Here is an 11,814-nt window from a genome sequence, read left to right as displayed (position 1 = left end):
GGTGCCATTCGTTATCTGTCTGAACTCAAGGTGATATGGGGCCTTCGGTAGGCGGCGATGAGGAGCCGCCGACGCCCGTCCGGCCGCGCCCCGGGCCGGCTCGACAGCCGCCCCGAGGGACCCTTTTCAGCCACGTGTCCGGCGCGGCCGGGCTCAGTTCAGGGCCGCGGCCCTCGGCGGCAGCGCGCCGTCCAGCAGCGTCGAGTCGCCCATCTCGCTGAGGACGAGCGCGAGCGCCCCCAGCACCTCCGCCCGGCCGCCCAGCGCGCCGGGCACCACCGACAGCTGGCGTGCCGCGCTGGGGATCGCGTACCGCGCGACCGACTCGCGGATGGGGTTGAGGACCAGGTCACCGGCCTCGGCGAGGTGTCCGCCGAGCACCACCCGGCTGGGGTTCAGCAGGTTGCACAGGTTGGCCACGCCGCTGCCGATGTGCCGGCCCACGTCCGCGATCACGCGGCGGCAGCCGGGGTCGCCCTCCCTGGCGAGCTGCACCATCCGCTCCACGGTCAGATCGGCGCCGTGGCTGGAGTGCAGCAGCGGCAGCACGTACCGGGCGGCGGTGAAGGTCTCCAGGCAGCCGCGGTTGCCGCAGCGGCACACCGGCCCCGACTCGTCCAGCGTGATGTGCCCGATCTCGCCCGCCGTACCGCCGGGCCCCGGTAGATCTGTCCGTTGATGACCAGCCCGGCGCCGACACCGCTGGCGATCTTGATGTACGCGAGGTCCGCGACCCCGCGACCGGAGCCCCAGACCAGCTCGCCCAGCGCGCCCAGGTTGGCGTCGTTGTCGACGTGGACCGGGACGCCGAGCCGCGCGGCGAGGTCGTCGCGCGGGTTGGTGCCCACCCAGCCCGGCAGGATGGCGGTCGAACCGAGCGCGCCGGTCGCGATGTCGATCGGACCGGGCACGCCGAGCCCGACCCCGATGACCTTGTCCGGGCTGCTGCCGGTGGCCGCGATCAGGCGGCTGACCAGGTGCTCCGCGCGGTCCATGCCCTGTGCGGCGGAGGCGTCCACGTCCAGCGGCTCTGCCTCCTCGGCGAGCACCTGGTGCGCGAGGTTGCCGATGGCGACCCTCAGGTGGGTATGGCCGAAGTCCACGCCGACGACGATGCCCGCGTCACCGCTCAGCGAGACGCTGCGGGCCCGGCGGCCGCCCGCCGAGGTGGGCGTGACCTCGACCGTTCCACCGTCCTTGAGCTCGCGGACGATGTTGGAGACCGTGGCGGCGGACAGGCCCGTACTCCGGGCGATCTCCGCCTGGGTCAGCGAGCCCGCCATCCGTACCGCTCGTACGACCCGCTCCAGGTTGGCCCGGTGCAGCGATGACTGCGACCCCGGAGTCTCCACGCCCATCCACTCCTGCCTCGACGGACGGCACGACGGCCGGCCACCGGCCGGGCCGCGACGATGGGACCCGGCACTGTCTCCAACATGTGAACCCTAAGCTGAGCCGCCTGGGTTGCCCCACGTCAAGACCTTGACAGAAGTCGTCCGGACCGCTCGGACTATTTGAGCGCACCGGCGGTCAGGCCCGCCTGCACCTGCCGCTGGAAGATCAGATAGACCAGCAGCACCGGGAGCATCGCGATGGTCATCCCCGCCATCAGCGCGCCCCAGTCGCTGTTGTACCCCTGGTTCAGCGCGATCTCCGCCAGGCCCTGGGTGAGCACGTACTTCTTCTGGTCCTGGTTGAGCACCATGGGCAGCAGGTACTGGTTCCACTGCCCCAGGAAGTTGAAGATGCCGATGCTGATCAGGCCCGGCTTGGCCATCGGCAGCATCACCTGGAAGAAGGTCCGGCTGTGGGACGCCCCGTCGATCATGGCGGCCTCGGCCACGGACGTCGGCAGGGTGCGGAAGAACGCGGTCATGAAGAAGACCGTGAACGGCAGCGAGTAGGCGATGTAGACCAGGATCAGCCCGTGGTACGTCGCCAGCAGGTTCTCGCCCGGGAAGTCCCGCATCACGAAGAACAGCGGGATGACCAGCATGAACACCGGAAACGCCATGCCGCCGACGAAGAGGTAGTAGATGAGGCGGTTGCCGGGGAAGGTGAAGCGGGCCAGCACGTACGCGGCCATGGAGCCCAGCACCATCGTCCCGATGACCGAGCCGCCGACCACGATGACCGTGTTGTAGAAGTAGTCGCCGAAGCTGGCCTCCCGCCAGGCTTTGCTCCAGTTCTCGAAATGCAGCGTGGTGGGCAGCGACCACGGGTGGTTGAGAATGTCCCCGGTGGTCTTGAACGAGCTCCACATGACCCACAGCAGCGGCATGCCCACCATGAGGGCCCAGACCGCGAGCATGCCGTGGGAGAACACGTTCAGCACGCCGCCCTCGGAGCGGCCGCGGGCCGGCTCCCCCCGCCGCCGCTCGCCCGCCGCCGGGACGGTGTCCTGCTGCGCTACGGCGTCGATCTCCGTCGTCATCGATCCGTCCCGTCCCTACAACTCGATCCGCTCACGACGCGCGAAACGCATCGTCAGCACGGCGAACAGCAGCGTGACCACCAGCATGGCGACGCCCATCGCCGCCGCGTATCCGAATCTGCTCTCCTGGCCGAAGGCCGTCAGATACAGCCGCAGGGGCACCACGTCCGTCGCCCCGTTCGGGCCGCCGAGACCACCCGACATGATGCGCACCAGCACGAAGGCGTCCATCGCGATGATGCCCATATAGACCCACCCCGTCTGCACCGTGTCCCACAGCAGCGGCAGGGTGATACGGAAGAAGGTGTGCATGCGGCTCGCCCCGTCCAGCAGCGCCGCCTCGTAGATGTCCCGCGGAATGTTGGCCATGGCCGCGGAGAAGAGGACGACATAGAAGCCGACGTGCGCCCAGATCATCACGATCATCATGCAGCCCAGCGCCAGGTCCTTGTCGCCGAGCCAGGCGCTCTGCAGCGATTCCAGCCCCACCGCGCCGAGCAGGCCGTTGAGCATGCCGTCGTTCGGGTCGGGGTTGAAGACGTTGAACCAGATCACCGCGATGATGGTGATGGAGATGACCTGGGGGAAGAAGAAGATGAACTTGTACGCCGATGAGCCGCGCACCCCGGTGATGACGGCGCCGCGCCGCGACCGCCCGCCGACATTGAGCATGAAGGCGAAGAACAGCCCCAGCGCCAAGGTCACCAGCGGCACGACGGCCAGCATGATCACGTTGTGTTTCAACGCGTTCATGAACTCGTCGCTGTGCAGCAGCTTGTCGTAGTTCTCGAAGCCGACATATTTGGCGGTTCCCGGAACGCCGCGCCATTCCGTCAGGGAGATCTGGAACGCCTGGATGAAGGGCGAGATCACGAAGATCCCGTAAATGGCCAGAGGCAGGGCCAGGAACCCCACGATGAATCGGTACTTCTGGAATCCCACGATGAATCGGTACTTGCCGCGCCGCATGCCGCTCCCGGCCCTCCTCGTACCTCGTCCTGGCAGGTCGGACGACCTGTCAGACGGTCCGCTGGAACTTCGTCACCTCGTCGTCGGCGGCCCACTCGTCGGCGTACCGCTGGGTCTTCCGGATCCATTCCCTGGCCTTGATGTCCCCGGTGAGCAGCTCCAGGGTCAGGCCGCCGATCTTCTCGTCCGTCAGCTTCGGGTACCACTCCTGGAGCTGAATGGACACCAGGTTCTCGCCGGCGTCCTTGACCACCTGCCGCGCGGCCGAGAGCCCCGGCGTCAGCTCCATTCCCTCGGTTGCCCCCATCACCGAGGTGAGCGACTTCACCTTCCGGGCGAAGTTCTGCGAGTGCTTCTTGGAGAGCATGATGCGCAGCAGCTCCATGCCGCCGGTCGGGTTCTTGCCCTGCTTGGCGACGATGAAGGGCTCACTGGGCTCGGCGCGGACCGTGCCGTGCGGCATCGCGTCGCCCGAGCCGCCGTCGAAGAGCGCGCCGACCGCCATGCCGAAGTCCTTCGGCGTGGTCGACTGGGACTCGTTCTCCACCCAGGATCCGTTCGGGATGAAGACCGCCTCGCGCTGGTTCCACTTGGTCTGGGTCTGGGTGTGCGAGCGGCCCTCGCTGCCCTTGAGGATGTAGCCCTTGGCGGCCAGTTCCTCGTAGAACTCGACGACCTGCCGGACCGCGTCGTTGGAGGACCATGCCTTGGGCTCCAGGTTGTCGATCGCGATCCACTTCTCCATGCCGCCGATCTTGGCGATCTGCGCGAAGAGATTGAAATGGACGTAGTACGGATACTGCCCGGGGTAGGACCAGGGGGCGATACCGTCCTGCTTGATGTCGGCACACAGCCGGATCATGTCGTCCAGGCTCTTGGGGTATCCCCAGCCCTTGTCGTCGAGCAGCTTCTGTGAATACCAGGTGCCATAGACCGTGAAGGCGTAGTAGAGGACGTCGAAGACATCCTTGTGCTTTCCCTTTTCCAGAGTGCTGGGATAAAGGAGGTCCCGGACCTTCTTCTTCGGATCGTCAAAGGACGGTGCGTCGAGCAGCGGTGCCAGGTCGACCAGCTGTCCCTGCGAGGACAGGTTGTTCATATCCAGGTGTTCGGCGCCGGAGTTGTCGATGACGTCCGGTGGATTGCCGCCCGCAAAACGGGGCTGGAGCTTCGGGCCGACCTGCTGGGTCCCGGTATGGTTCACCTTGGCGTCGTAGGTCGCCCGGTAGTCGGCTTCCGCGTCTCTCGCGTACTCGTCACCGAGTCCGCCTTTGAAGATGAAGGCCTCCAGCGTGGCGCCCTTCTTCACGCCCAGCGGATTCTTGGCGCTGGTCTCGCCCTTGCTCTTGTCGACGCCGTTGTCGCTGTCCCCGTCACCGCCGCCGGTGGCACAGGCGGACAGCGCGCTCACGGTCGGGACGGAGATGATGCCGAGCGCCGCGGATCGCTTGATCAGGTCGCGACGTCCGATGCCTGAATTGTCTGAGGTGAATCCCATGCTCATGTCTCGCCTTCTCTCGGACAGGCGGTGAACCGGTCTCCCGCATACGTCTCGCCTGGACGAGGGGCCGGCACCGCAGGTCGGTTGAAGCTGAGTTGTGGTGCTGGGGTGCGCGCCGGGAGCCGTGAAACAAATGCGACGCGAGGCCGCCGGCGCGACAACCCCACGGGGCGGCTGCCGGGTCGGACGGCCGCTCAGACGCCGACAGGTATAGTCCACTTCTCCACAACTGGGCAAGATCGATAGCGCATTTATTCTGCGTCTTTCCCGAGTTGAGACCTGTTCGACATACCGTAGGGGACGGAAGGCCCTACGGCGTGCCGCCGTGCGGGCGACAGATTGAGAGGCGGCTCCCCAGTGCTCCGTAAGAAGCTCCCCTTGCCACCAGCGTTGTCGTGGTCGCGACACTCACGCTCGCCTCGGGATGCGGCTCGAAGGACGGCGGCGGCTCGTCGAGCGGGGACAGCAAGAGCGGCACGGCGGTCGGCCAGGCCATGGCGAAGCTGCCCGTGCAGCCGACGACACCGGCCCCGGAGCCGACCGAGACCGAGGAGCCGGACGACCCGATCAACGGGCTGATCAGCCCGGACGTCACGATGGGGAACTGCGGATGGGACGCCTCCAGTAAGCCGTATGCCGACGTGAAGATCGCCAATTCCTCGTCGACCACCCAGTACTACACGCTGCTCGTGGGGTTCTACGACGCGAACAGCAGCGTCGTCGCCACGGGCGCGGCGTCCTACGCCGAGGTGGCCGGGGATGCCAAGAAGACCGTCAGGGTCACGGGCACGAAGGCCGACTCGTCCAAGAAGGCGAAGAGGTGCCAGGTCACGTTCGCCTCCAAGAAGGGCACGAAGCCCGGCAGCTGACGGATCGCACACGCCCGCCCTGGCGAGGGGCCGCGGAGTCCAGGGGTACGGACTCCGCGGCCCCTCGCCGCTCGCCCCTCCCCCATCTCCCGCCGCGCGCAGCACCCTTGACACCACCGGCCCCGTGCTCCCTACTGGTCTCTGCCCCAGGAGCTTGACAACGTTGTCGCCTCTCGGTCACCCCGCCGCGAGGCGCCCGACGAGAGGCTGCGATGCGAGGACACAGACGACGGCGCCGGGCCGGGCGCCTCACCGCCCTGGTGGCGGCCGTCGCGCTGGTGGTGACCGCGGAAGGCGCCGCCACCGCTACCGCGGAACCCGCGGCGACCACGACGGCCGCCGCCACCCGGCACCAACCCCAGGACCGTGCCGACACGTTCAGCTCGTCCTTCGAACCGGGCGACCCCGCACCCGATTGGCGCAACACCGTGGAGACCGGCCCCGGCGGGGCGAAGAAGGCGTCCGGCGTCGACGGCGCCTACAGCACGGGCATCCCCGGGAACGTGACGGACAAGGTCACCGAGGTCTCGGCCAGCGGGGAGAACCCGGCCGGGGGCGAGGTCAAGGAGAACCTCGTCGACGGCGAGCCCACCAGCAAGTGGCTGGTCTTCGCCCGCACGGCCTGGCTGGAGTTCGCGCTCTCCGAACCGGTGGACGTCATCCGGTACGCGCTCACCTCGGCCAACGACGCGGCGGGCCGCGACCCGCGCGACTGGACCCTCAAGGGCTCCACCGGCGGCGCGGACTGGCAGACCCTGGACACCCGTACGGGCGAGGACTTCCCGCAACGCCACCAGACCAGGGAGTTCTCGTTCGACAGCGCCGGGAAGTACCGCCGCTTCCGGCTGGAGGTCACCCGTAACGCGGGCGACGACCTGACCCAGCTCGCCGAGGTGCAGTTCGGCGGCCGCGACACCAGCCCGCCCGCCCCGTCCGACATGCTGAGCCGGATCGACCGCGGCCCGTCCGGCTCCCCACCGCCAAGGCCCGCGCGGGCTTCACCGGCACCCACGCGCTGGTCTACGCCGGCACGCACCGGCCGGACGGCCGGGCGTACTCGTACAACAAGGTCTTCGACGTCGACACGGCGGTCTTCGCCGACTCCGTGCTGTCCTACCGGGTCTTCCCCTCGATGCCGGAGACGGATCTGAGCTACCCCGCCACCCATGTGTCGGTGGACCTCGCCTTCACCGACGGCACCTATCTGAGTGACCTGGGCGCGGTCGACCAGCACGGCGCGGAGCTCTCCCCGCGCGGCCAGGCCGCCTCCAAGACCCTGTACGTCAACCAGTGGAACCACAAGGAGTCCCGGATCGGCGCGGTCGCCGCGGGCCGGACGATCGACCGCATCCTGGTGGCGTACGACGCGCCCAAGGGCCGGCCGCCTTCCGCGGCTGGCTCGACGACATCTCCATCGCCCCGAAGAAGCCCGAGAAGCGGCTCGCCCATCTGTCGGACTACGCCGTCACCACCCGCGGCACCAACTCCAGCGGTGGCTTCTCGCGCGGCAACACCTTCCCCGCCACCGCGGTTCCGAACGGCTTCAACTTCTGGACCCCGGTGACCAACGCCGGTTCCACCGACTGGCTGTACCAGTACGCGCGCGCCAACAACACGGCCAACCTGCCCACCATCCAGGCGTTCAGCGCCAGCCACGAGCCCAGCCCCTGGATGGGCGACCGGCAGACCTTCCAGGTGATGCCGTCGGCGGCCCCGGGCACACCGGACGCGGCACGGGAGGCCCGCGCCCTCCCGTTCCGGCACACCGCCGAGACCGCCCGGCCGCACTACTACGGCGTCCGGTTCGACAACGGCCTCACGGCGGAGATCGCCCCGACCGACCACGCGGCCGTCATGCGGTTCACCTATCCGGGTGAGGACGCGAGCGTCGTCTTCGACAACGTCACCGGCGACGGCGGGCTGACCCTGGACCCCGACCGCGGGGTGGTCACCGGCTTCTCCGACGTCAGGAGCGGCCTGTCGACGGGTGCGACCCGGATGTTCGTGTACGGCGTCTTCGACGCGCCCGTGACCGCCGGCGGGAAGCTGCCCGGCGACGGCGGCAAGGACGTCACCGGCTACTTCCGCTTCAGGCCGGGCGCGGACCGCACCGTCGCCCTGCGCGTCGCGACCTCCCTCATCGGGATCGACCAGGCGAAGGCCAACCTGGAGCGCGAGATCCCGGAGTCCACCACCTTCGCGCAGGTCACGGCGCGAGCCCAGGCGGAGTGGGACGAGATCCTGGGCCGGGTGGAGGTCGAGGGCGCCACCCGCGACCAGCTCACCACGCTCTACTCCAGCCTCTACCGGCTGTATCTGTATCCCAATTCCGCTTACGAGAACACCGGGACGGCGGCCAGGCCCAGGTACCAGTACGCCAGCCCCTTCTCGCCGCCGGCCGGGGAGGACACCCCGACCCGCACCGGCGCGCGGATCGTGGACGGCAAGGTCTACGTGAACAACGGCTTCTGGGACACCTACCGCACCACCTGGCCCGCCTACTCCCTGCTCACCCCGCGCGCGCGGGGGTGATGGTCGACGGCTTCGTCCAGCAGTACAAGGACGGCGGCTGGATATCCCGCTGGTCCTCGCCCGGTTACGCCGATCTGATGACCGGCACCAGCTCGGACGTGGCCTTCGCCGACGCCTACCTCAAGGGCGTGGACTTCGACGCCGAGGCCGCGTACGAGGCCGCGCTCAAGAACGCCACGGTCGCCCCCGCGCACTCCGGTGTCGGCCGCAAGGGCATGGACACCTCCGTGTTCCTGGGCTACACGAGCACCAAGACCCATGAGGGCATGTCCTGGGCGCTGGAGGGCTACCTCAACGACTTCGGGCTCGCGCGGATGGGTGAAGCTCTTTACAAGAAGACGAAGAAGACCCGCTACAAAGAGGAGTCCGCCTACTTCCTGAACCGGGCTCGCGGCTACGTCAGGCATTTCGACCGCGCGGCGGGCTTCTTCCAGGGCAGGAACGCGGACGGGACGTGGCGGGTGCCGTCGGACAGGTACGACCCGCGCGTGTGGGGCTACGACTACACCGAGACCAACGGCTGGGGCTATGCCTTCACCGCGCCCCAGGACAGCCGCGGCCTGGCCAACCTCTACGGCGGCCGGGACGGCCTCGCCAGGAAGCTCGACGCGTACTTCGCCACGCCGGAGACCGCGAGCCCGGAGTTCGCCGGTTCGTACGGCGGCGTGATCCACGAGATGACCGAGGCACGGGACGTGCGGATGGGCATGTACGGGCACAGCAACCAGGTCGCCCACCATGCCGCATACATGTACGACGCGGCCGGGCAGCCGTGGAAGACCCAGGAGAAGGTCCGCGAGGTCCTCTCCCGGCTGTACACCGGAAGCGAGATCGGGCAGGGCTACCACGGCGACGAGGACAACGGCGAGCAGTCGGCGTGGTACGTCTTCAGCGCACTGGGCTTCTATCCGCTGGTGATGGGCGGCGCGGAGTACGCGATCGGATCGCCTCTTTTCAAGAAGGTGACGGTGCATCTGGAGAACGGCCGCGACCTGGTGGTCAAGGCCCCGCGCAACAGCGCCCGGAACCCTTACGTGCAGGGCCTGAGGGTCAACGGCAAGCGCTGGACGTCGACGGCGCTGCCGCACGCGGTGGTGGCGGCCGGGGGGACGCTCGAGTTCGCGATGGGTCCGAAGCCGTCGACGTGGGGCACGGGGGCGAAGGCGGGCCCGTCGTCCATCACGGACGGCGACGAGGTGCCCGAGCCGCGCGGCGACCTCCTCGACGGCTCCGGGCCGCTGTTCGACGACACCTCGGCGACGGGGGCTCGTTCGACTCGGTGGACCTGCCGGTCGCGTCGGCTCGGCGCGCGGTGCAGTACACGCTGACGTCGTCGGACCGGGCCGCGGCGCCGTCGGGCTGGGTGCTGGAGGGCTCCGACGACGGCGAGCGGTGGCGGGAGCTGGACCGGCGCTCAGGCGAGTCCTTCCGCTGGGACCACCAGACCCGGGTCTTCGGCATCGATCACCCCGGCGACTACCGGCACTACCGCCTGGTCGCGGACAAGCGGACAACCCTGGCAGAAATCGAACTCCTCGGCGAGCAAACCGATTGACAAGTGAAGATCGTGTGAAACGATCAAGGAGCTCATGCGGCGCGCCCGGCCACACCGGGCGCGCCGCGTCGTGTCATCACCCCATTGGAGAACTACGTGGCCCGACTTTCTGGCCGTACCCGCGGCCGCGCCGCGGCGCGGCTGACGACCGCGGCGATAGCCGCCGCACTGGTCGGCACCTCCGCCGGAGCCGCCGTGGCCGACAGCCCGGCGCCTGCCCCGGCACCTGTGAAGAGCCTGCACAAGGCGACCGAGCGGCTCGGCGACCTGCCGCAGGCCGCTCCGAGGACCGCCGGCGTGGCCGCCGCGCCGATCCTGCCGCTGTTCGCCGCCACCCGGTCCGGCGACCTGTACATGTACCGGGCGAACGGCCACGGCGGCCTGAAGGCCCGCGAGTTCGTGACCCGCTGGCAGACCATCGACGCGTCCGTCCAGGCCGTCACCGGCAACAATGTCGCGCTCTACACCCGGACTCCGGACGGCACGCTGAACTACAGCGACGGGGCCGTCAAGCGCATCGGCACCGGCTGGGGCCAGTACGACCTGCTGCGCTCGGTGGGCAACGTCGGCGGCGCCAAGCAGGCCGACCTGCTGGCCCGCGACCGCTCCGGCGCGCTGTGGCTGTACCTGGCCAAGTCCGACGGCACCCTGACCGGCCGCAAGAAGGTCGGCACCGGCTGGGGCCAGTACACCCAGCTGGCGGGGCAGGGCGACCTGACCGGCGACGGCAAGGCGGACCTCGTGGCCGTCGACCGCTCCGGCGTGGCGTGGCTGTACAAGGGCACCGGCGACTACACCAAGCCGTTCGCGTCCCGCAGCAGGATCGGCACCGGCTGGGGCCAGTTCAACCACGTGCTCTCCACCGGCGACCTGACCTTCGACGGCCGCGCCGACCTGGTCGCCCGCGACAAGGCGGGCGCGCTGTGGGTGTACGCGGGCACGGGCAGGGCGTCCGCGCCGTTCAAGGCGAAGAAGAAGATCGGCGCCTCGGGCTGGAACCAGTACGCCCAGCTGTTCTGAGCGCTGACCGGGTGACCGGGTGACCGTATGGGCCGCATTCCGCGAGGGAATGCGGCCCATACCGCTTTTCGGGGGCGCGTTCGGCGAGATTGCGACGTCACCGTTCCGCGATGCCGTTGGCGTCGGAAATCCGCCGGACGCTTTCGGCGGCGGTTGCGTCACCACCGAGATCCTGCCGATCGGCCTGCTGACGTCGATCGGGGCCGGTCTGGCCGACCGGCTTGTACCGGCGGAGTCGGTCGGCAGGGCGACAGCGGTGATCTTCTCAGCGGTTCCCCTGGGTTCTGTCCTCGGTGTGCCCGTCGGCACGTTCATCGGGGACGTCGCCGGCTGGCGGACCGCGTTCGCCGTCATGGGAGTGCTGGCGGTAGGGGTGTGGATCATGATGCTTCTGGTGATTCCCGCACTGCCGCCCACGCGCGTTACCCGGCTGCGTGTCCTGCGTACCGCGCTCGAGAGCGTCACCACGCGCTTCGCGCTGCTGACGACGTTTCTCATCGTGCTGGCGCATTTCGGGGCGTACACCTATGTGACCCCGTTCCTCGAGCAGGTCTCCCACGCGGGCTCGGGACTGGTCACCGTCATTCTGCTGACGTACGGAGCCGCCGGGATCGTCGGCAATTTCGTGGGCGGCGCCACGGTGGCGCGCCATCCGCACGCCACGTTCGCGGCTGCGGCGGGAACGCCCGCCTGCGCGACGGGACTGCTTCCCGTGCTCGGCCGGTGGCCCATCGGCGTGCTGGCGCTGCTCGTCGTCTGGGGTGTCGCGTACGGTGCCGTGCCCGTCTGCTCCCAGGCATGGTTCTCGAAGGCGTGCCCCGCCGCGCCGGAGGCGGTCGCAGCGTGACCGCGGCGCTCATGGCGGTGGCCGTGGGGATCCACTTCGCCAAGCACCTGACCTGGCCCCGGAACGGCTGACGGGCCGCACCCCTGC

Annotated in this window: 6 protein-coding genes and 2 pseudogenes; 4 read left to right on the top strand and 4 right to left on the bottom strand. The window is 69.0% G+C overall.

The window, feature by feature from the left end; all coding sequences use genetic code 11:
* Positions 1 to 153 precede the first annotated feature (153 nt).
* The 4 genes and pseudogenes from Q3Y56_RS27040 to ngcE all read right to left on the bottom strand — a co-directional run bounded on the left by Q3Y56_RS27040 (position 154) and on the right by ngcE (position 4,901).
* Positions 154 to 1,352: pseudogene (locus Q3Y56_RS27040) on the bottom strand (ROK family protein).
* A gap of 158 nt (positions 1,353 to 1,510) precedes the next feature.
* Positions 1,511 to 2,434 (bottom strand): carbohydrate ABC transporter permease, encoded by a 924-nt coding sequence (locus Q3Y56_RS27035; protein WP_304464414.1) that lies wholly within the window; start codon positions 2,432 to 2,434, stop codon positions 1,511 to 1,513.
* A gap of 15 nt (positions 2,435 to 2,449) precedes the next feature.
* Complete coding sequence (locus Q3Y56_RS27030) at positions 2,450 to 3,376, bottom strand: carbohydrate ABC transporter permease (protein WP_304464413.1); 927 nt, start codon at positions 3,374 to 3,376, stop codon at positions 2,450 to 2,452.
* A 76-nt stretch (positions 3,377 to 3,452) separates the two neighbouring features.
* The gene (gene ngcE, locus Q3Y56_RS27025) at positions 3,453 to 4,901 is read right to left on the bottom strand and encodes an N-acetylglucosamine/diacetylchitobiose ABC transporter substrate-binding protein (protein ID WP_304464412.1); all 1,449 of its coding nucleotides are present in this window, start codon (positions 4,899 to 4,901) and stop codon (positions 3,453 to 3,455) included.
* Positions 4,902 to 5,299: 398 nt separating this feature from the next.
* Between ngcE and Q3Y56_RS27020 the strand changes: the two genes are divergently transcribed.
* The 4 genes and pseudogenes from Q3Y56_RS27020 (at position 5,300) to Q3Y56_RS27005 (ending at position 11,727) form a co-directional block, all read left to right on the top strand.
* A complete protein-coding gene (locus Q3Y56_RS27020; RefSeq protein ID WP_304464411.1) occupies positions 5,300 to 5,773 on the top strand; it encodes a hypothetical protein in 474 nt (157 codons plus the stop codon).
* Between the two features lie 212 nt (positions 5,774 to 5,985).
* Positions 5,986 to 9,860: pseudogene (locus Q3Y56_RS27015) on the top strand (GH92 family glycosyl hydrolase).
* Between the two features lie 96 nt (positions 9,861 to 9,956).
* Positions 9,957 to 10,880, top strand: coding sequence for a VCBS repeat-containing protein (locus Q3Y56_RS27010; protein WP_304464410.1), 924 nt, complete (start codon positions 9,957 to 9,959; stop codon positions 10,878 to 10,880).
* Between the two features lie 19 nt (positions 10,881 to 10,899).
* Positions 10,900 to 11,727: an MFS transporter gene (locus tag Q3Y56_RS27005; RefSeq protein WP_369696810.1), complete on the top strand. Its 828-nt coding sequence runs from the start codon at positions 10,900 to 10,902 to the stop codon at positions 11,725 to 11,727.
* Positions 11,728 to 11,814: the final 87 nt, after the last annotated feature.

Source organism: Streptomyces sp. XD-27, from assembly GCF_030553055.1.
GTDB lineage: Bacteria > Actinomycetota > Actinomycetes > Streptomycetales > Streptomycetaceae > Streptomyces.
Note: the sequence above shows the minus strand (reverse complement) of the source record. Positions and strands in the feature narration are given on the sequence as shown.

Excerpts from the sequence above, each read along its gene's own strand:
- ngcE (WP_304464412.1), bottom strand. The coding sequence starts at position 4,901 with ATGGGATTCACCTCAGACAATTCAGGCATCGGACGTCGCGACCTGATC.
- Q3Y56_RS27035 (WP_304464414.1), bottom strand. The coding sequence starts at position 2,434 with ATGACGACGGAGATCGACGCCGTAGCGCAGCAGGACACCGTCCCGGCG.